The organism is Janthinobacterium sp. JC611, assembly GCF_018682595.1.
Taxonomy (GTDB): domain Bacteria; phylum Pseudomonadota; class Gammaproteobacteria; order Burkholderiales; family Burkholderiaceae_D; genus Janthinobacterium.
The window spans coordinates 627,028-648,151 of the sequence record NZ_JAFLJN010000021.1; the positions used below are offsets into that span (position 1 = coordinate 627,028).

Annotated in this window: 17 protein-coding genes; 9 read left to right on the plus strand and 8 right to left on the minus strand. The window is 61.9% G+C overall.

Annotated features, from left to right (window positions below; translation table 11 throughout):
* Window positions 1–56 precede the first annotated feature (56 nt).
* The 3 genes from J0O65_RS17260 to tssK form a co-directional block, all read right to left on the minus strand.
* Window positions 57–2,222: a sensor histidine kinase gene (locus J0O65_RS17260; RefSeq protein ID WP_215408486.1), complete on the minus strand. Its 2,166-nt coding sequence runs from the start codon at window positions 2,220–2,222 to the stop codon at window positions 57–59.
* A complete protein-coding gene (locus J0O65_RS17265) occupies window positions 2,219–5,239 on the minus strand; it encodes a sensor histidine kinase (RefSeq protein WP_215408487.1) in 3,021 nt (1,006 codons plus the stop codon). The genes J0O65_RS17260 and J0O65_RS17265 overlap by 4 nt, the downstream gene beginning before the upstream one ends.
* A 189-nt stretch (window positions 5,240–5,428) precedes the next feature.
* On the minus strand, window positions 5,429–6,775 hold the full coding sequence (tssK, locus tag J0O65_RS17270; protein ID WP_215408488.1) for a type VI secretion system baseplate subunit TssK: 1,347 nt from the start codon (window positions 6,773–6,775) through the stop codon (window positions 5,429–5,431).
* 173 nt (window positions 6,776–6,948) lie between these two features.
* Between tssK and tssF the strand changes: the two genes are divergently transcribed.
* Genes tssF through J0O65_RS17305 form a run of 7 tightly spaced genes read left to right on the plus strand, consistent with a single transcriptional unit; the run spans window position 6,949 to window position 16,143 of the window.
* Window positions 6,949–8,754: a type VI secretion system baseplate subunit TssF gene (tssF, locus tag J0O65_RS17275; RefSeq protein ID WP_215408489.1), complete on the plus strand. Its 1,806-nt coding sequence runs from the start codon at window positions 6,949–6,951 to the stop codon at window positions 8,752–8,754.
* Window positions 8,754–9,743, plus strand: coding sequence for a type VI secretion system baseplate subunit TssG (tssG, locus tag J0O65_RS17280; RefSeq protein WP_215408490.1), 990 nt, complete (start codon window positions 8,754–8,756; stop codon window positions 9,741–9,743). The genes tssF and tssG overlap by 1 nt, the downstream gene beginning before the upstream one ends.
* A gap of 29 nt (window positions 9,744–9,772) precedes the next feature.
* Window positions 9,773–10,027, plus strand: a complete 255-nt coding sequence (locus J0O65_RS17285; protein WP_215408579.1) for a PAAR domain-containing protein — start codon at window positions 9,773–9,775, stop codon at window positions 10,025–10,027.
* A gap of 12 nt (window positions 10,028–10,039) precedes the next feature.
* Window positions 10,040–12,634 carry a type VI secretion system Vgr family protein gene (locus J0O65_RS17290; RefSeq protein WP_215408491.1) on the plus strand — a complete coding sequence of 865 codons (2,595 nt, stop codon included), beginning with the start codon at window positions 10,040–10,042 and terminating at the stop codon, window positions 12,632–12,634.
* Entirely contained in the window at window positions 12,631–14,484 is a 1,854-nt protein-coding gene (locus J0O65_RS17295; RefSeq protein ID WP_215408492.1) for an esterase/lipase family protein, read from the plus strand. Before J0O65_RS17290 ends, J0O65_RS17295 begins: the two co-directional genes overlap by 4 nt.
* Window positions 14,485–14,487: 3 nt before the next feature.
* Complete coding sequence (locus tag J0O65_RS17300) at window positions 14,488–15,612, plus strand: T6SS immunity protein Tli4 family protein (RefSeq protein ID WP_251373793.1); 1,125 nt, start codon at window positions 14,488–14,490, stop codon at window positions 15,610–15,612.
* Between the two features lie 45 nt (window positions 15,613–15,657).
* On the plus strand, window positions 15,658–16,143 hold the full coding sequence (locus J0O65_RS17305; RefSeq protein ID WP_251373794.1) for a GNAT family N-acetyltransferase: 486 nt from the start codon (window positions 15,658–15,660) through the stop codon (window positions 16,141–16,143).
* 4 nt (window positions 16,144–16,147) lie between these two features.
* On the opposite strand, the gene J0O65_RS17310 is transcribed toward J0O65_RS17305, so the two are convergent.
* From J0O65_RS17310 to J0O65_RS17330, 5 genes are read right to left on the minus strand one after another with little or no spacing between them, the layout of a single operon-like run.
* Complete coding sequence (locus tag J0O65_RS17310) at window positions 16,148–16,315, minus strand: hypothetical protein (RefSeq protein ID WP_215408493.1); 168 nt, start codon at window positions 16,313–16,315, stop codon at window positions 16,148–16,150.
* A complete protein-coding gene (locus tag J0O65_RS17315; protein WP_215408494.1) occupies window positions 16,308–16,685 on the minus strand; it encodes a DUF2750 domain-containing protein in 378 nt (125 codons plus the stop codon). Before J0O65_RS17315 ends, J0O65_RS17310 begins: the two co-directional genes overlap by 8 nt.
* Window positions 16,675–16,947, minus strand: a complete 273-nt coding sequence (locus J0O65_RS17320; protein ID WP_215408495.1) for a hypothetical protein — start codon at window positions 16,945–16,947, stop codon at window positions 16,675–16,677. The genes J0O65_RS17315 and J0O65_RS17320 overlap by 11 nt, the downstream gene beginning before the upstream one ends.
* A 1-nt stretch (window position 16,948) precedes the next feature.
* Entirely contained in the window at window positions 16,949–17,338 is a 390-nt protein-coding gene (locus tag J0O65_RS17325; RefSeq protein ID WP_215408496.1) for an Imm1 family immunity protein, read from the minus strand.
* On the minus strand, window positions 17,335–18,975 hold the full coding sequence (locus J0O65_RS17330) for a SulP family inorganic anion transporter (protein ID WP_215408497.1): 1,641 nt from the start codon (window positions 18,973–18,975) through the stop codon (window positions 17,335–17,337). The genes J0O65_RS17325 and J0O65_RS17330 overlap by 4 nt, the downstream gene beginning before the upstream one ends.
* Window positions 18,976–19,152: 177 nt before the next feature.
* Here J0O65_RS17330 and J0O65_RS17335 point away from each other — a divergent pair, with 177 nt between their 5' ends.
* Together J0O65_RS17335 and ku are read left to right on the plus strand one after the other, a co-directional pair.
* A complete protein-coding gene (locus J0O65_RS17335) occupies window positions 19,153–20,142 on the plus strand; it encodes an SDR family oxidoreductase (RefSeq protein ID WP_215408498.1) in 990 nt (329 codons plus the stop codon).
* Between the two features lie 3 nt (window positions 20,143–20,145).
* Complete coding sequence (ku, locus tag J0O65_RS17340) at window positions 20,146–21,021, plus strand: non-homologous end joining protein Ku (protein ID WP_215408499.1); 876 nt, start codon at window positions 20,146–20,148, stop codon at window positions 21,019–21,021.
* The last annotated feature ends 103 nt before the right edge of the window (window positions 21,022–21,124 follow it).

Genomic DNA, 21,124 nt, shown 5'->3' on the forward strand with positions numbered 1-21,124 from the left:
ATCGGCGGCACTTAGTCCGTCTTTTCAGTCAATCCGATGTTGTCAGCCCACACTTTTCAAGCGTGCGCCGGCACGCCCTCGTTCTTCAGCAAATCGCACAGCTGGCGGTACTGGTGCTGGTCGAGCATGGCTTGCAGCGGCGCCAGCACGGGTGCCGCCACCGGCGGCAGGGCCGCCAGCAGCAAAGCCACCCTGGCCAGATTCAATTCACGCAGCGCCACCAGCAAGGCCGCGCGCTCTTCCCCGGCCAGCAACAGCAAGTCTTGCGCCCGCAGTGCCGGCGGCGCCTCGGGCGCCGGCGCTGCGGTCAGCGGCATGGGCGCCTGCACGGGCGCCTCGGCCGCCTGCGCGGGAATGCTGAAGCGGAAGGTGGCGCCCTGCCCCGGCATGGACTCCAGCGTCAGTTCGCCTTTCATCAATTGCACGAATTCGCGCGAGATGGCCAGGCCCAGGCCCGTGCCATCCTTCGGTCCCGCGCTGTCGGCCTGCACGAAGGGTTCGAAGATGCGCTGCTGGTCTTCCGGGGCGATGCCGATGCCCGTGTCGCTGACGGCGAACGCCAGCATCCATTGAGCGCCATCGCGCCATTCGCCGCGCACACGCAAGGTGACCTCGCCGCCGCCGGCGAACTTGACGGCGTTCGACATCAAATTGAGCAGCACCTGGCGCAGGCGCGTCGCGTCGAGCAGCACGGCCGCAGGCACGTCCGCGCAATCGAGGCGCAAGGCCAGCCCCTGCTGCTCGGCGCGCATGCCCAGCATGTCCATCACTTCCTGCAGCAGGGGCGCCAGCGCCACCACGGCCGTCTGCGCGTGCAGGCGCCCCGCCTCGCCCTTCGACAGTTCGAGGATCTCATTGATCAGGGTGAGCAAGTGAGTGCCGGAGCGGTGGATGATGGCCAGGTTGCGCTTTTCATCGTCCTGCATGTGCGGAGAAGCGGCCATCAGGCGCGAAAAACCGATCACGGAATTCAAGGGCGTGCGCAGTTCATGGCTCATGTTCGCCAGGAAGGTGCTCTTGGCGCGGTTCGCCGCCTGCGCCTGGCTGACGGCCACCGACAGGGCGCTCGTGCGCTCGGCCACCAGTTCTTCCAGGTGGTGGCGGTGGCGCAGCAGTTCCAGCTCGGCCTCGCGGTGCGCCGTGATGTCGTAGTTCGAGCCCACCAGGCGCATGGGCCGGCCCTGGCCGTCGCGGAAGATCACGGCGTCGGCCTTGATGTAGCGGATGGCGCCATCGGGCCACAGGATGCGGTACTCGTGCGTGAAGGCCTGGCCGGCGCGCAGCGCGGCGCGCAGGGCCCGCTTGGCGGCCGGCACGTCGTCCGGCACCAGCGCCGCGCGCCAGATCGCCGCCGGCGCCATCGTGCTGTCGGCATCGGCCCTGAACTGCGCATACATCTGTTCATCCCACTGCAAGGCGTCGCTGACGACGTTCCAGTCCCAGATGCCGATACTGGCCGCGCCGGTGGCCATCTGCACCCGTTCCTCGCTGCGCTGCAAGGCGCGGTAGCGGCTGTCGAGCAGCGCCACCATCTCGCGGATGGAACGGTACAGCGTGCGCAGCTCGCCCAGGAACCACGCTTTCGGCGGCGTGCCGAACGCCTCGCCCTGCCCCGCCTGGATGCCAGCCGCATACTGGCCGATCGCCTTCAGTGGCTTGAGCATCAGACACCACATCAGCAGCCAGATGCTGGCCACCAGGATCACGTCGAGCGCCACGATCATGGCGCCGATGCCCAGCGCGCGCTGGCGCAGCTGCGCGTGCAGCAGGGCCGGCGTCGCATACACGGCCACGCTGCCGATGACTTGCCCGCCCATCGTCACGGGGCGCCGCTGAACCAGCCAGCCAGGTTCGGCGGACAGCGACGCGAAACTGCCGATGGCGCCAGTGGCCGTGCGGCGCAACACCAGCGCTTCCTTGCCGATGCCCGGCGTCAGGGAGCTGGCCACCAGCTCGCGCTTGCCCAGCGTGCTGCGCATGATGGCCTGCATCTGCTTTTCATCGAGATTCCACAAGGGCAGTTCGATGGCCACGGCCAGCTGGTCCGCGCTGACGGCCAGGCTGCGCTGCAGCTGCTGCCAGCGCTGTTCGCGTTCGGACTGGTAAAACAGCACCGCGAACACCAGCAGCAGCGCGGTGACGACAAAGGTCAGCGCCACGCTGACGGCCAGCACGATGGACACGCCGCCAAGGCGCGCGCCGCCGGATGCGTGAACCGTCATGCGTCTTCGCCCTGCGGCTCGCTGGCCAGCTGCGCCAGCAAGGCGCACAGCGGCTGGTATTGATGCTGTTCCAGCATGGCGGCGACGTGTGCGGCCAGCTGCGGCAGGCTGGTCGCCACGCCGGCCAGCACGATGGCGCTGCGCCGCAAATCGAGGGCATGCACGGATTCGAGCAGCGCCTGCCGCTCGGCCGCGCCCAGCTGGCCCAGTTCCCGCCGCAGATCGAAGGCGATCACCGGCACGCGCGGCGGCGTGGCGGCGGTACGCTGGAAACACACGCCCAGCTGCTGCTCCAGCATGGCGAACAGGTGCGCCTGCTCGATCGGCTTGCGCAGGAAGCCGTCGGCGCCGGCCGCCAGCGCCTCCTGCTTTTCTTCCTCGAAAGCGGAGGCGGTCATGATCACCAGGCGCGGCTGCACCAGCGCCGGCTGCGCGCGCAGCCAGCGCGTCAGCGCCAGGCCGTCCATGTCCGGCATGCGCCAGTCGCTCAGGACCATGTCGTAGCGCCGCGCCGCCAGCATCGCTTGCGCCTGCACGCCGCCGGCCGCCTCCTGCAGCTGGAAACCCAGCGGCGCCAGCAAGCCGGCCAGCAGCTTGCGGCAATTGTCGTCATCGTCGACCAGCAGCACCATGCGCCCGCGCTGGGCCGGCGGCAGGCGCGCCACGCGGCCCGGCGCCAGCGACGCCACGGCCGCTTGCTGCAGCAGCGGCGCGCGCAGCTCGAAACTGAAGCGGGAGCCGGCGCCCAAGGTCGATTCGACGCGCAGCTCGCCGCCCATCAGGCGCACGAATTCGCGCGAGATGGTCAACCCCAGTCCCGTGCCGGCCTGCGCCACCGCGCTGTCGGCCTGCACGAACGGTTCAAAGATGCGTTCCAGGTCTTCTTGCGCGATGCCGCTGCCCGTGTCGCGCACGGCAAACGCCAGCGCCGCCTGCCCATCGCCGTCCGTCCGGCAGGCCAGCGACAGGGTCACGCTGCCCTGCTCGATGAACTTGAGCGCGTTCGACAGCAAATTCAACAGCACCTGGCGCAGCTTGGCGCCATCGAGGCGCACCAGCGGCGGCACGCCGTCGCGCTCGAGCCGCAGCGCGATGCCCTGGTCGCTCGACCGCATGCGCACCATCTCGAGCATCTCATCGAGCAAGCCATTCAAGTCCACGGGACCGGCCTGCAGCTGCATGCGGCCCGCCTCGATTTTCGACAATTCCAGGATATCGTTGATCAAGGTCAGCAAATGATGGCCGGCGCGGTTGATGATCGCCAGGTTATGCTTTTCTTCCTCGAACATGCTGCTCGAATCGGCCATCATCTGCGAAAAGCCGATCACGGAATTCAAGGGCGTGCGCAATTCGTGGCTCATGTTGGCCAGGAAGACGCTTTTCGCGCGGTTCGCCGATTCGGCCTCGGTGACGGCCACCGACAGGGCCGCCGTGCGCTGCTGCACCAGTTCCTCCAGATGGTCGCGGTAGCCGAGCAGCTCCTGCTCGCTGTGCTTGCGCTCGGAAATGTCGACGATACCGCTGCGCACCAGGCGCCGCCCTTCCATCGGCAGGCGCACCAGCCGCACCTCGCAAGGAAAGACGCTGCCGTCGGCGCGCCGCACATTGCGCTCAACGAGGATGGGTTCACCCAGCATGGCGCGGCGCAGATGCTCTTCCATCATCAGTCCCAGCGGCAGGCCGTCGGGTTGCTCGCCCGTGTACAGGTCGAACGGCCCACGCGCCAGCAGCGCCTCGCGCGACATGCCCAGCATGCGCTGCGCGCTGCTGTTGGCGTCGATGAAGCGGTCCTGGTCCAGGTCGTACACGACGATGGCTTCGGGCGCATGCTCGACGAGGATGCGGAAGCGCTGTTCGCTTTCGCGCGCATCGCTCTCGGCGCGGCGCAGGCGGCGGCGCTGCAGCAGCAAGGCGCTCAGCAGGCTCGCCATGGCGAGGAACACGGCGCCCACCGACAGCACGGCGACGCGGTGTTCATGCCACAGCTGCGGCGGGCGGTTGAAAAACAGGGTATGCGGCGGCAGGCGGCTGATGTCGGCGTCCCAGCGCTGCAGCTGTTCCCAGTCATACATGGGCACCGGACGCGCCGGCGGCAGCAGGGCGCCGGGCGCGGCAGGCGCCTTGCCGGCCAATACGGCCAGCGACATCCGCGCCACCTGCTGCGCGGCCTGTTCGATAGGCAGGAGGGAGCCGCCCAGGATGCCCTTGCCGACCGTCGCGTTATACATGCCGAAGACGGGCACGTTCGCCAGCCGCGCCAGTTCCCCGGCAAACTGCACGGGCGTGGCGAGGTTGCCGTCCACGTCGCGGTTGACATTGCCCGCCACCAGCAGCGTATCGGCGGGCAAGTGCGCCACCGCCGCGCGCATCTGGTCCAGGCTCAGGTCATCGAGATAGCGCATGGCCACCTTGCCCTGCCACGCCTGCGCCGCCTGCCGCATGTCGCGTTTCAAGGCCTGGTCGGCCTCGCTGGCGCCGACGGCCATGACGATGGTTTTGGTCTCCGGGAACAGCGCCATGGCTTGCCTCAGGGTGCCGGGAAAATCGACGTTCGCCTTTTGCTGCCAGATGGATGCCGGGCTGCCGGCCGGCAAGGCCTTGCCCGAGGTGTTGATCGCCAGCACGGGCACGCCGCGCGCCAGCGGCGCCAGGTCCGACAGCAGAAAATCGAGCGCCGGCTGCTGCATGGCGATGATGAGGTCAGCCTTGCGACCCATCATCTGTGTGTATCTTAAAAGCAACAAATCCCGCATCTCATTGCGCAGCGCCGGGTCGCCCTGGGTATTCAGGTTCAGGTGCTCGACCATGATGTCTTCGCTGGCCAGGCCCGCGGCGGCCATGGCGGCCACATAGGTGCGCGTGTACGATTCGACGCCGGCACGGCCGTAATCGTAGGCATTGAGGAACAGCACGCGCTGGCCCTGCTGCTGCGCGGCCGGCATGGCGGCAGGGGCCGCGGCAACACAGAATACCAGCAGCAACGCGCGGCAGCAGCGGCGCACCGCTGCCCTGCCCATCCCGCCGCCAGGCACCTCACGCATCCTTCGCCATGCCCATGCTCACTCCCGCCTGTCACCATGTTTCAACTATGCGCTGACTGCTCAGCCACCGACACTTACAAAAACATGATAACGTCAACTGCAGGGGCAAGTCCATTCCTTAGGGCAATCTTTTCACGATACGTACGCTCGCAACGCCAGGCACCGTTACGCGGCCGTGCTACTGATCCCGAACAATTCCAGCTTCAGCCCTTGTATGCCGGACGGCACATAAATCGCAATCGCCTGGGCCTTGATCATGCTGTCATAAAGACTGCCCTTGTTATCGATCGAAAAGTAATACGTATTGGGCCGTACTGGGACCTCGGCGGGAACCTGGGCCATATGGCGCAACTCGGCGCCTGGAAGCGCCCGGCCCAATAAGAGGTCGATACTGTCCGGAGATGAAATCTTGAACTGCAACGGCACCGTGGCGATCAATTCCAGCGCCGGCATATCGGCGTTTACCGCAAGACAGAGTTCGGTCTGACGGTCAATCCGCTTGGCATCGAGCAAGCCGTGATAGTGGGTGTTTTGTTGCGCGTCGTTGGACAACGCAATCGGGAAGTAACGCGACAGGAGCACGGTATCGATCAGGTCGCGAATGATGCCATCGAGCTTGCCGAAACCGGGAGCCGCGTCAGCGTGACAATAGGCCGGCAAGTCGCTCAGCGTGTATTTTTTCGAAAACGTCATCAAGCCGCCAGCCAATGCCATCAATTTTTCGAACAGATATACGGGATGATGGTGCCGGTAACTGGCGCAATGATGGAGCGTGGCGCTGGCCGTGCTCAAGGTATGGAGCATCCAGAACGAGGAAGCATCGCCGCCATGAAATTCAACCGCATTGTGACCGGGCTGACGGAGGCGGCTGTACAGCGCCTCGATTTTCGCGCCCATGCGGTCGATCAGCGAATCGAGCATTTTCTGCAGCGCAGACTCGGCGTTGATGGCCAGGCCAGGCGGGATGAAGGAGGTGTCGATTTCAAAGCCGCCATTGCCGGCGCGGTACAAACGGATCACCGGGATGGCAAGATAATCATGCAGTGGGTCCAGTTGCGACAGCAGATGCACGCGTTTCTTCAGGTAAGCCACGTTTATGCTGACTGCCTCGCTGTACAGGTCCGGGGTTTCGATATCCGCCTGGACATAGCGCGCGCCTGCGGTGCTCACATTGCCGCCATGTGCCTGCAGCGCCGGAAGCGCGGCATAAAAAGTAAAACCATGTTCGCTGGAAGGCAGCTTGGACAGGTCAACCGCACCGGGCAATACATCGCCAAGCGGCGCTTCAAACAGCTCTCCATCCTGAAAGACGAGCGACATGCTGTCCGCCCGCAAGCTATTGTTGGCCAGTGCATCCGCATTCCAGCGAATGCCGTGCACGCCCCACAAATGTGGATTGATGAGTGAGGCCAGACGTTGCAGACGCGCCTCATGGTAGCGGTCCAGCTGCTGGAATTGCTGGGGACCGATGGCCAGGCCCTCGGACCAAAGTAATTTGGACGGCAATGTCATTGCGTTCTCCATGTTGACCGTTGGAATCATGCTGCCTAGCCAGTCTGATGTTGCCAGCTTGGAAGTCCTTGATATTGCGCAGCAACCCTGTCCAATTATTTGCGCAAACGCAATTTACCTTTGAGCAAACGCTCGGATACTGGCCATTCCGCCGCAGAGAAACAGGAAAAAAGATGGAGGACTTGCTGCCGTATTTCGAGCGCGAGCTGGTGATGCTGCGGCGCCATTGCCGTGAGTTCTGCGAACGCTATCCGAGAATCGCCGGCAAACTGCACATGTCCGGCGAATCTTGCGAAGATCCGCACGTCGAACATTTGATCGAATCGGTGGCCATGCTGGCGGCACGCATCTCGAAGCGGCTCGATGACGATTATCCGCAATTTACCGAAGCCTTGTTCGAAGCCCTGTTCCCCCATTATCTGCGCCCCTTTCCATCGTGCACCATCGTGCACCAGTCCCCTCCAGCGGCTGGAGCGGGCGTATTGCACCTCCCGGCCGGCAGCGAAATGGACGCAACGCCGGTGCGCGGCGTGCGCTGCCGCTTCAAGACTGTCTACGACATCACGACAGGGGTGTCGGTACTGGACAGCGCGGTTTTCGATACGGTGATCAAGCCGCCGCCAGGCGTACGCCTGGCCGCGTCGGCCAGCTCCGCACTGAACATCGGCATCCGGCATCTCGATGCGCCGCCCGCATCACTGCGCGTTTTCATCGATGGCGAAGCGTCGTTTTCCGCCGCATTGCGCGATGCCTTGTTCATGCATGCAGTCTGCGCGTTTGTGTCGATCGACGCGGGGCAATGGATCGCCTTGCCCACCTTGCCTGTGACGCCCGTCGGCTTCAACGACACGGACGCATTGATACCTTTCGGTGCCCGTTCGCAGCCGGCCTACCGCATCCTGAGCGAGTATTTTGCGTATCCGGAAAAATTCAATTTCTTTGACATCGATATCGCGGCGCTGGGTGCCGCCCTGCCGCCTGCTTGCCAGCGTTTTACCCTGCATCTGTGCATGGCAGGCTTGCGACCCGATTCCGCCGCGGCCCGCATGTTGTCCAGTATTTCCAGCGACAACCTAAAGCTGGGCTGCAGCCCGGCGATCAACCTCTTCCGCCAGGAAGGCGTGCCCATCGCCGTGACCCGGCAGAAAACCGACTATGCCGTGCTAGCCCATGCTACCCATGCCCATGGCTACGAAGTCGTCAATGTCGAGGCGGTGCGTCTATTGCGCCAACGCGGCGGCGAAAGCACGCTGACCGAATTTCGCCCGCTATACAGCCTGCGCCATGGCGAAGGTGCGGCGCAACAGGGCCATTACTGGGTCGTTCGTCACGACATGGCCTTGGCCATCAAAAGTCCTGGTCACGAAAAGAAAATCACGCTGGTCGATGGCGACTTCAATCCCTTGATCCAGGAAAAGGCCAGCCTGTCGTTGTCGCTGACCTGCAGCAACCGCGACCTGCCGCTGTCGCTCAAATACGGCCAGCCGCAAGGAGACTTGCAACCGTGCGACGGCGGACCCGCGCTGCACATGCTGCGACGCCCCTGCCAGCCGCGGCGCTTTTCACCTGGCGCTGGCTTGCACTGGCGCCTCATTTCTCACCTGACGCTGAATCATCATGCGCTGGTCCAGGAAGGCTTGCCGGCGCTGCGCGAAATGCTGACGCTGTATGACTTGTCCCAATCGGCAAGCTCGCAGCGCCAGATCGGCGGCATCGTCGCGCTGGCGCACTCGCCGACCACGACATGGCTGCGACACAGGCGCGGCACCTCGCTGGCGCACGGCGTGGAGGTACGCATCACGCTGGACGAGGAAGCGTTCGTCGGCAGCGGCATGCACCTGTTTGTGCAGGTGATCGATCACTTCCTTGGGCTGTATGTGCAAATCAACAGTTTCATCGAACTGGTGGTGCTGTCACTGCAAAGCGGAGAGGAGCTGATCCGATGCAAACCAAGAAGCGGACTGCAGAATCTGGTGTAATGCCGGACTTGCTGGCCGAGCCCTACCGCTACCAGTTCGTGCAGGCGGTGCGTATTCTGCTGTGTTGGCTACGTCGCCAGAACGTGTCCCATGCGCAAGCCTTCAGCCAGGTGTTGCGCTTCAAGAACAGCCTGTCCTTGCGTTTTCCAGCCAGTGAAATTGAGCAGCTCACGCTCGACGACAATGAACAGCTGACCCTGACACCGACGTTCATGCGTTTTCTGGGTGTCGGCGGCACCTTGCCCTTGCACCACTCGGAACGCATCGCCACCCACCGCTGGTCGAGCAAAGATGACGGCGTCTCGGCCTTTCTCGATATCTTTTCGCACCGCATGGTCGTGCTGTATTACCAGGCGTGGGAAAAATATCGCATCGAGTCAGCACTCGAAACCCGGGCACAAGATGAGCAACTGCCTTTGCTGATGGCACTGGCCGGCGTGCGGCGCACTGCACTGCCGTCGAGCGAGGAAACTGATGTCGTGACGCAGGACGTCGCGGCCTGGTACGCGGGCCTGCTGCGCTGTCGTCCCGTCTCCGCGCAAGCGATTGCCCCCGTGCTGGCCGAGTACTGCGGCGTACCAGTTTCACTGCAACAATTTGTCGGTGGCTGGGACTATCTGGAAAAAAACCGGCGCAGCCTGCTGGGCAGCGTCAACTTTACCCTGGCGCGCGGCGCAACTATTGGCCTGCGGCTGTGGCGCCAGGACATGCGCGTCTGCCTGCATATCGGCCCGCTGGATCCCGCCGGCCTGCAACGCTTCCTGCCGCGCAGCGCAGGCGCGGCGGCGCTGGCAAAGATGCTGGCGCTGTTCGGCGTACCCGACCTGCAATATGAAGTACGGCTGATATTGAGTCCGCCATGCATTACCCCCCTGCTCCTGAGCTCCAAGCCATCGGAAAGACGGCGCCTGGGCTGGACGACGTTCCTGCGGACAGCACAAGCCGAGGTACGCGGCGCTGAAGTACGTTATCTGCTGCAGTTGACTTGAGCACTTCACACCTGGAAAGCGAGGCAAGCATGAAACATGAGGGACGCGGCGTCATCCGGCTCGGCGACGCAACCGATCACGGCGGCAAGGTCACCAGCGCATCGTCCGGCAGCACCGTGATGGGGAAGCCGGCGGCGCTGGCCGATGACACGACCTTCTGCCCGAAGTGCAAGGGCAGCTTTCCGATCACGCCGGACGGCGCAGGCGCCAAACACATGGGCAAGCCGTACGCCTATGACGGCGATGCCACCGCCTGTGGCGCCCACCTGATCACATCGCTATGACGGAGGCAAGCCATGCATGCAAGCATCCAGGCGGCACTGTCGGCCTTCGACCTCGCCGCGCAGGAACGGCGCCTGCTGAAGATCGAGTTCCCCCATGAAGATGGACCGGCAAGCGCCATTCTGCTGGTCAATGCGCTGACGGCCAGGGAGGAGGTGTCGCGCGACTTCCGCTTCGAGGCCGAATTGCTGTCCGATGACGCGCACATCGCGCTCAAGGCCATGATGGGCCGCATGGTCACCATTTCCCTGGTGCGCGACGATGGTTCGCTCCGTTACTTTAACGGCTACGTGGGCGAGTTTTGCCTGCTGCGCGCCGATGGCGGCTTTGCCTGGTACCGCATGGTGCTGCAACCTTGGCTGGCCTTCGCCCGGCTGCGTCAGGACAATGTGTCCTTTCATGGCCAAAGCGTGATGCAGCTGACCGAAACAACGCTTGCCCACTATGAGCAGCGCGACTGGAAAACCAGCATCCATGGCGACGATCCGCAGCTCACCTGCGCCAACCAGCACAACGAGACCGACTACAACCACCTGCACCGCCGCTGGGAAGCGCTGGGCTGGCATTACTGGTACGAGCACCGCGCCGATGGTCATACGCTGAGGCTGGCAGACAACAGCACCTTGGCGGACATGATCGCCACGGTGTCCGGCGACGGCGCCATGCCTTTTCACTCCGCATCCGGTTCCATGGAAGACGATGGCCTGCAACAGTGGCAAGCCGTACGCCGGATCGGCTCCGGGCAGCTGACACTGGCCAGTTTCGACTATAAAAATCCCCAGCCGCGCCTGGCCAGCGGATACTCATTAAATCGCCAGGGCGATGTATTTGCGCACGAACTGTATGAAAACACGGGCGCTTATGGCTATAAGAATGTCGATGAGGGAGAAGCGCTGGCACAGCGCCGCATGGAAGAAAGCGACCATCTGCGCCAGTACTTCGAGGCGGCCGGCAATCACCGTGGTGCGCAACCAGGCCTTTGTTTCCGCCTCGATGGACACTTCAGCGGCGAGGAAAAACGCTATCAGCCGGGCCAGGAACGCCCCGACAACATTGCCGAACGCGAGTACCTGATCCTGTCGGTCGAACATAGCGCCAGCAACAATTATCAGGCGAGTCCCGGCACCCCCTCGCACTACGCCAACAATATGACGTGCGTGCGCCGGGACATCCGTTGGCGGCCAGGCCGTGGCTACAACAGCACGCCGTGCGTGGTTGCCGGCGTGCAGACGGCGCTGGTGGTCGGGCCGGCCGGGGAGGAAATCCATACCGATGCGCTGGGTCGCATCCGCCTGCAATTTCACTGGGACCGCCTTGGTCAATTCGATGAGCGCAGTTCACCATGGATACGGGTCATGATGCCGATGGCGGGCCCGCAAATGGGCCACATCGCCTTGCCGCGCGTGGGTCAGGAAGTTGTCGTGCAATTCCAGGACGGCAATATCGACCACCCGATCGTCATCGGCGTGGTCTACAACAGTGCGAACCTGCCGCCGTGGCAACTGCCGCAGCAGCGTGCCCTGTCCGGTGTGCGCAGCCGCGAACTGGGCGCCCGCAGCGCCAACCACCTGGTACTCGACGATACCAAGGGTGCCATCCAGGCACAGCTGCGCAGCGAGCAACAGGACAGCCGCCTCTCATTGGGCAACATCACGCGCATCGACGACCATGCCGGCCGCAAGGAGGCGCGCGGCGTGGGCTTTGAACTGGCCAGCAATGCCTGGGGCGCCCTGCGCGCAGCCAAAGGCATGCTGATCACCACAGAAACATCCACAGGAACGGGATCAGTCAAACAGCTCGACGAAACTCAGGCCCGCCTGGCGCAAGCGCGCCAACTGCAAGAGGGACTAGCCGGCATGGCCGTCGACGCAGGTGCGCAAGACGGCGCCGCGCAACAAGGCGCCGTGGCCGATGCCATCCAGCGGCAAAACACCGCCATCAAGGGGAGCGCGGGAGATTTCCCGGAGCTGTCCGAACCGCATTTGCTGCTGGCCAGTCCAGCCGGGATCGAGCTGAGCACGGCACAGTCGATCCACCTGGCCGCCAGCGAGCATGTGGCGCTCACCAGCAGCAAGCATATTTCACTCGCCAGCGGCGACAGCATCTTTGCCAGCATCGCCAAATCCTTCAGCCTGTTCGTGCACAAGGCCGGCATGAAACTGATCGCCGCCAGCGGCAAGGTGTCCATCGAGGCCCACAGCGACGAGGTGGAAATCCTCGCCCGGAAAGAGCTGTCGCTGATCAGCGAGGCGGACTGGGTCAACATCAAGGGCAAGAAAGGCGTACGCCTGCACGGCGCCAACCACATGCTGGAAATCAGCGACAAGGTGCAGTTCTTCACTTCCTCACCCGTACTCTTCAACGGCAACCTCGAAACCTTGGCGCCGAAAAGCGTGTCGCAGGAATTCAATGAACGGCCACACAGCAGTTTCGATCAGGAGGTCTTGCTGGTAAATGCCGACGATACGCCGGCCGCTGGCATTGCTTTTGAAATCCTGCGCGATGACGGCAACGTGGCTGGCAAAAGCAGTGACGACGGCTCGACGAACCTACAAAAATCCACCGGCATGGACAGCTATGTGATTCGATACAAGGGAGAACTGCCATGAGTAAATGTGATGACTTGAATAACCGCGGCAATCATCCTGCAAAATTTACTCAAGGCGTGGGAGGCTGGGCGGAACTCGCCGTTTCGATGACGGAAACAACAGATACCGCCCGACATGACGTCACTGTGCCGCCAGGCAAAGTAATTCCTGTCATTTTCCTGCCAGGCGTGATGGGCAGCAATCTACGAATGAGCAAGGTACGCCAAGAGGAATTGCGCCGGCCAGACAATCGGGCCTGGCGGCCAGACGATATGATGGGTGCAGGGGGCAAGACGGCTGTCCTCACAGGCAACGGCTTGGGTGGCTGGTTCAAAAGTGCGTCGCCACGGCAGCGTCAATTGGTGTTTGATCCCACTGAAAACGAAGTGGAGTACTACCACTATACGGAGAGCAACAGCCGCTTCGATCCAGATGGTGTGGAAACCAGGGCTGCAGATGCAAGGCATCAAAATGTGCCAGACAGCTTTACACCGATTCCTCCTTTGATGGGAACGAACAGGATCGCGACAACAACACGGCCGAATCAAGGTAGAGCCTGCGCATATCAAAGCCCGGCACAAATAGCCCGTTGGCGAGGATGGAGTGAAGTGTTATTTGCAGGTGCGTACGGAACAATGTTACGGGCTGCCGAATTGCATCTCAATAACATGATTTCCGACGGTAAGCCACATCCTGTCTGGCGTCAAACGAGTGGGCTTGGCGCACTGCTTTTGCAAGATCCCACAAATTTTGGCGCGTCATCTGGCAAAGCCATTAGCGTCAGCGATTTAAAGAAAATTTCTCCCTGTTGGTATCCCGTGCATGCGATGGGCTATAACTTTATCAAGAGCAATGGTGAATCTGCCGTCACGATTGCAGAACGACTACGCGGCCTGGTCAAAGGCTACCAGCAACGCGGCTTCAAATGCAACGAAGTCATCATCGTCACGCACAGCATGGGGGGCTTGCTGGCCCGTGCATTGATACACCCCAGCTATGGAAAGATGCTTGATGATAAAGATGTAAAAATCCTCGGCATTTATCACAACGTGATGCCCACCATTGGAGCCGCAGGGGCATATAAACGCATGCGTTTTGGCTTTCAGGAAAGAGAAGGTTCGATAGCAGAAATAGAAGCCAGCATTCTAGGCATCGACGGTATGCATGCTACCGCCATTCTGGCTAACGCACCAGCGCCACTGGAAATGTTGCCAGGTGCGGCATATGGCCAGAATTGGCTGAAAATTGTGGATGCACAGGATAAAGTTTTATGGAGCTGGCCTCGCGACAAGGCGACGGCACTAGACAGTATTTATCTTCAACCACCCAATGCATGGTGGCGACTAATCAATCCAAACTGGGTAAATCCAGCACGCATTCCACACGATAAAGGTGGAGGCCTTAAAATGGTAATGCGTCGATTAAAATTAGCTACGGAATTTCTATTCTCCATAGAAAAAACATTTCATCCGAATACTTATGCAAGCTATTGTGCATCGAGAAATTTTTTAAGTTACGGCGACGTCGTATTTAAATTAATTGACGGTCTTCACAGCGGCTCTAACGATCCATGGAATAAATTTGAGCCGCTACCTGAAAAATGGAAATTACTTGAAGATGATGCAAAAGGACAACTCTCGGTTCAAGCCGGAGGGAAAATATTAAAATTAAGGCTACAGCCAGCCAGTGCACGCGGTGATGGAACAGTACCATCAGATCGTTCGGCTCAACACATCGCCGGTACATTATTCATACACGGCATAACGGAAGCGACCGGCTATGAACACCAAAATAGTTACGCCGATCCGAATGTACTGGCATCCATGTTGTATTCCATCGTACAAATCGCAAAAAAAGGCAAATGGGATTAAATCATGAAGAACGATAAAGGAAGTGGAATAAATTCAATAGCTATATTTATAATAATATTTATTTCTGCATGCTCGCAAAAGAATCTAAATAAGGAAGCCAAGATGTCTGACAACTTAAAAATTAGCAAACGTCTTGAAGTACTCTTTTTAAAAACAAAAATTGTATGTTTCGGACGTTATTCCATTAAAGTCCCACAAGAGGCAGAATTGATATATGGCAACATATCAGCCCCTTCAAGAATTGATATCATAAAAGGAGGGGTTACTGCAAAAAATGAAAAAATAGCAGAAGATATAAGAAAAATAAAAACTAGTGATTCATCTTCTGAAATTATATACAACGGAAATGGGCCCATAGAAAATAGTTGGCAATTTCACTACTTCGAAAATAAATTTTCCAAAGAGGATGGCGACGTTTTTTTCAGAACATACATCAACAAAGGAGAAATTACATTCGGTCTTAGCGGCTCGATTCCAAAAGGTGGAACAGTTACAAGTGCGGTTGCCACACAGTCAACACGAGCAAATAGTTTACGTCTACGCGAAAAAGATGAAATTCCTGCAGAACCCGGCCATTGCTTAGAAGGTGGCTTTATGGGCGACAGCAATTATAATGATCAAGAGATGGCAGATGCTGGCTTATATTTCCCAAGTTTCCCGGATGTCACGTTTTCTATTACTTCAAATAAGGACGCCTACGGCGATTATCCTCCTGCTGAATATGATGCAAAAGTACGCGGGAAATTATCATTGCTTGCCCGCATCCAGGAAGCGAAAGACCAGCAAGGCAAGAACTACCCCCCTCGCACTCTGCTACGCGAAGGCAAGCGTGACGTGCAGCACTGGCATGGCGAGGAATCGTTGATACGGCGTACCGATGGCGTGCACGATTTTGAATGGACGCTGGTGGGTACGCCGCGCGATATCGCCTATCCAGCGGTATTGGAAGCATCCATGTACACCAAAGTCGCCCACAACATGGTCGGCGCCGCCGAAGCATCGTCGCTGACGGACGAGGAGGCCATCGCCTTGTGGGACAAGCTATTGTCCGGCCTGAAGTTCCGGGTGAAGGTGCCGGGTGCGCCGCCAGGGTCCTACTACATCGATCCGGACCAGCCGGCGCAGTGACGGCTGGGAAGCTCGTGCTGGCGTCTTGCAAGCCGTTGCGCTAGCATGAGTTTTTTCCCGAAAGTGCCCATGCCCATCACCCTGCGCCCCGCCCTGCCCTTTGACATAGCCGCCCTGTGGGCACTGCGCACGGTGGCCGTGCGCGTCGGTTGCGCCACGCACTATGCGCCGGAACAGATCGAAGTGTGGACGGCCTCTCCCGTGCCGGACGGCTATGCCGCCATGCTGGCCGCCGGTGGCGGCGTCGTGGCGATGCAGGGCGAGGCCATTGCCGGCTACGCCATGCTGGATATCGATAAACACGAAGTCGATGCCGTATTCGTCGATCCCGCCCTCGCGGGCCTGGGCATCGGCAGGCGGCTGCTGGCGGCGCTGGAGCAATTGGCGCGCCTGCACCTGTCCGCGTCGCTGAACGCCGTACCGTTTTACCAGGCTGCCGGTTTTGTTGCCTTGCGCGGGGAAGCGTATGCACACCCGAGCGGCATCAGCCTGGCCAGCGTGGCGATGGAAAAGGCGCTGGCCCCCGCCTGAGCCGTCAGCCAGGCGCCGCGCCTGCCTCGGACTCGGCCAGGCATTGCTGCAGCCTGGCGATCAGCGCGCGCACTTCGTCGTCGCCCAGGTCCAGCGGGTCGCCCTGCGCGCCGACGGCGATCAGGCAGATGGCCGAGCCGTCGTACCAGGCGTCGAGGCGTTGTTCACTCATACTGCTCTGCCTCCTGCTGCAAGTCCGCCAGCAAATCGTAGGGCGCCGCGATGCTGGCGCTGCCTTGCGGCACGGGAAACACGGAAGCCAGCTGGTCATTGCCCGCCATGCCGGGCAGCCACTTGTTCAGAAAATCGTCGAGCGCGATGGCGCGCGGCTGGCAATGCGCCCAGTCGCCGCTGGCGCACGCTTGCGCGAACGCCGCTTCCGGCCAGAACGGAATGGCCACCTTGCCATTGGCGTGCGCCGTGGCCCAGCCTTCTTGGTGCAAACCCCACACTTCTTGCGTATCGGCCGCCTTGCGCACGAAGTAGGCATGGCGTTCGGCGGGCGGCAGCCCCGCCACCTGCCTGAATTTTTCAGGGTGCATGGTCGCTCCCTGCCCCGTCCCATACGCGTAACTCTGGCCCGCACCAGCCCGTCACCATGTCGAGAGCGTCCAGTATCGCGTCTTCCAGCGGCCCCTCCTGAGCAGCAGGGCGCAATTCCTGCAGCAAGGCGGCCACTTGCGCCGCCGTCACGCCGCTGGCCTTGTAGCGCAGCAGGACGGCGCGCAGCGTGCATAAACCTGCCCTGGCGTCCAGCGCGGCCAGCAGGTCGCGGTCGATGTCGGCGATGATGGTGTGCGGCATCTCAATCCGCTTCCCACGCGATGGCGGCCGGCCGCGCGCCGCCTGTCCTGAAAAACGCGACGAAAGCCTGCTGGCAGTGTTCCACGTCCACGCACCACGCTTCCGGATACACATCCACCTGGCCATTGGCCAGCAGGTAGCTGCATTCCCCCGTTTCCTCCTCATCGCCCAGCGAGTGGAAACTCAGGTCGTCCTGCCCGGACAGATACATCAGCCAGGCGTTGCCGCCATTGCGCAGCATGCACAGGGCCGGGCCCTGCTCCGCGTCCGTGGCACTGGTCAGCCACAGCTCGCACTGGGCCAGGGCGCGTGCTTCCTGCAGCGCCTGTTCCAGCGCCAGCACACTGTTCAACGCGCGCGCCTCGCCATGCAGATTCAATTCCATCGTCATGTCTTGCTCCCGCTCAAATCGTTTGTCGCCAGCGCCGTGCTCAGGTAGAGCTTGCCGCTCAGCTCTTTCAATAAACTGCTCTGGCGCAAGCGGTCCATCACGGGGCCTTTCACTTCGGCCAGGTTCAGGCTGATGCCGCGCTTGGCCAGCGCGCTGTTGAGTTCGATCAAGCCCAGCAAGGCCGTGCTGTCGATCTGGTTGACCGCCGACAGCACCAGCACCAGGTGGCGCGCCGTCGGGTGGCCGCGCAATTCGTCTTCCACGCGCTCCGTGACGGCTTCGACGTTGCCAAAGAACAGGCCCGCATCTATGCGCAGCAGCAACACGTCCGGCAGGGTTTGCGCTTCATAGCGCTCCACGTTGCGGAAGTGCTCGCTATTCGGGATACGCCCCAGCACGGCGATGTGCGGACGGCTGGCGCGCCAGATCAGGGTGCCCATCGACAACAGCACGCCGATCACCACGCCCGCTTCCACGCCCAGCACCAGCACGCCGGCCGTCGTCGCCAGCAGGGCCAGCGCATCGCTGCGGTCGTAGCGCCACGACAGTTTCAAGGTATCCCAGTCCAGCAGGCTGGACACGGCAAAGATGATGGTGGCCGCCAGCACGGGCAGCGGCAGCAGGGCCAGCCAGCCCGTGGGCGCCACCAGCGCCAGCGCCAGCAGGCCGGCCGTGATGATGCTGGCCAGGGGGGTGTTGGCGCCCGCCTGGAAATTGACGGCCGAGCGCGAAATCGAACCGGTGACGGGAAAGCCACCCGACAGCGCGCTGGCCACGTTGGCCGCGCCCAGGCCCAGCAGTTCGCGGTTCGTATGCAGCTTTTCGCCCCGTTTTTGCGCCAGGGTCTGGGCGGCGGACATGCTCATCAGGAAGATGATGAAGGCGATCAGCAGCGCCGGCGACAGCAGCGTGCGCCAATGGGCGCCGGAGGTGGCCAGGTTCAGGCCCGGCAAACCGCCGGGCACGTGGCCCGTCGTTTGCACGCCCATCGCATCCAGGCCGCCATAGGCGACCAGCGCGATGCCGGCCAGCACCAGCGCCATCGGCGCCAGGCGGGCGCCCACGTCGGCCGCCACCTGGTTCAAGCCGCAGCGCCGCAGCAGGCGCGACGCGTAGCGCTTGGCCAGCCACAGGAACAGCAGGCCGGACAGCCCCAGCACGAGGCTGGGCGCATGCCAGTGGGGCAGCGTTGCCCCCAGCAAGGGCGCGATCTGGCCCCAGATGATCAGGATCGCCGCGCCATTGCTGAAACCGCTGATCACGGGGCGCGACAGGAAACTGGCCATGAAGCCCAGGCGCAGCACGCCGCACAGCAACAGGACGAGGCCGCTGATGAAGGCCAGCTGGGCGGCCAGCACGATGTACAGGGAGGAACCGGGGTCGGCCAGCGGCGCCAGCGCGGCGGCCGTCATCAGCGAGACGATGGCCATGGGGCCCACGGATTGCGTCATGCTGCTGCCGAACAAGGCGTACAGCACGGGCGGCAGGATGCTGGCGTAGATGCCCACCACGGGCGGCAAGCCGGCCACCAGCGCGTAGGCCATGCCTTGCGGCACCATCATCATGGCGACCACGATACCGGCGGTGATGTCTCCGGCCAACAGAGGACGCCGGTATTGCCTGAGCCAAAGCAGCATGAATGATCCCGAAATCTGAAAACCGAAGCCTATCATGCGACGAGGCCGGCTGACAGGGGGGCGCTCAATGTCGGGGCGGACGATGGCCACACGCCCCGCTTGCGCCACTCTGTTAGCGAGCGCACCGTCAGGCGCGCGCGCCCCGCCGATACTGGACTCCAGCATCCGGGAGCCAGCATGAACGAAAACAAGGATCAGTCCGCAGGTAACTTGCAGCGCAGCATACAGCAGGAGCAAGATCAGAAAGATAAACAGCCCGATGCCGCCAAGCCAGGCAAACGCGATAGCAAGTCCCCCGTGCAGACGGGCGCGCGCAGCCAGCCGGTCCCTCCTCTGCCCGCCCAGCACTTGGACAAACCCGGCATCGAGGCGCAGATGGCATTGAAGCCCCGCTTCCTGGCGCCCGACTACTGCGGCAGCGGCAAGCTGGCCGGCATGGTGGCCGTCATCACGGGCGGCGATTCGGGCATCGGCCGCGCCGTGGCCGTGCTGTATGCGCGCGAGGGGGCCGACGTCGCCATCATCTACCTGAACGAACATGCGGACGCCAACGAAACGAAGCGCTACGTGGAAGCGGAAGGCCAGAGCTGCCTGTTGATCGCCGGCGACGTGCGCGAGCAGGGCTTTTGCCAGGATGCCGTGCGCCAGGTGCTGGACAAGTTCAACCATATCGACGTGCTGGTCAACAACGCCGCCTTCCAGGAACATGCCGCGTCCTTGCTGGACCTGAGCGAAGAACGCTTCGACCTCACCATGAAAACCAATGTCTACGGTTACTTTCACATGGCCAAGGCCGTGCTGCCCCATTTGCAGCGGGGCGCCTCCATCATCAACACGGGTTCCGTGACGGGCTTGCAAGGCTCCAAGCATTTGCTCGACTACTCCACCACCAAGGGCGCCATCCACGCGTTTACCATGGCGCTGGCCGGCAACTTGCTGGACAAGGGCATCCGCGTCAACGCCATCGCGCCCGGGCCCGTCTGGACGCCCCTGAATCCGGCCGACCAGTCGCCCGCAGACATCCAGAAATTCGGCGCGGACACGGACATGCGCCGTCCGGCACAACCGGAAGAACTGTCGCCCGCCTATGTTTTCCTGGCCTCGCCCGCCTGTTCCAGCTACATCAGCGGCATCGTCCTGCCCGTTACCGGCAAGGTGGGGGAATAGGCGATGGCGCGCGCACTGTGGAAAGGCGCCATCAGCTACGGCCTCGTGCACATTCCCGTCGAGCTGATCTCGGCCAGCCTCGACCATGAGCTGGACCTGTCCATGCTGGACCGGCGCGACTTCGCGCCCATCGGCTACAAGCGCTACAACAAGCAGACGGGCAAGGAAGTCGAGTGGGACGACATCGTCAAGGGCTATGAATACAAGACGGATGAGTACGTGGTGCTGTCCGAGGAAGATTTAAGGCAAGCCAATGTGAAGGCCACGCAAACCATCGATATCCACACCTTTGTCGATGCCGCCGAGGTGCCGCTGACCTTTTACGAGCACCCGTATTACTTGCTGCCCGCCAAGGGCGGCGAGAAAGTCTATGCGCTGCTGCGCGAAACCTTGCGCAAGGCCAACAAAGTGGGCATCGCCAGCGTGGTCATGCGTACCAAGCAGCATTTGTGCGCGCTCGTGTGCGTGGGCGACGCCATCGTGCTCAACACCCTGCGCTATGCCGATGAAATCCGCCCCACGGATGACCTGGACTTGCCCGACAGCGACCTGAAGGCGGCGGGCATCAGCGACAAGGAACTCAAGATGGCCCTGTCGCTGCTGGACGGCATGAGCGAAGCGTGGGAACCCGGGCAATACCACGACAGCTACCGCGAAGACGTGCTGGCGCTGGTCAAGAAAAAGATCAAGGCAAGGCAGACCAAGACCATCACCCCGCCCGCAGCCGCGCCGGCAGAAGAGCATGGCGGCAACGTGATCGACCTGGTCGCCCTGCTGCAGCAAAGCCTGGGCAAGAAAGCGCCAGCGGCGCCGGCCCGCAAGCGCGCGGCCCCGTCCGCCTCCCGCAAGCCATCCCCGGCCAGGCGCAAGGCGGCCTGAAGCACGGGTGCCCGCACGGGAGGTTCTTCAATCATATAAATGAATTGACTTTAATCAAGCTTCTCGCTACGTTATGCACAGGCTTGCAACCCGACAAGCACTG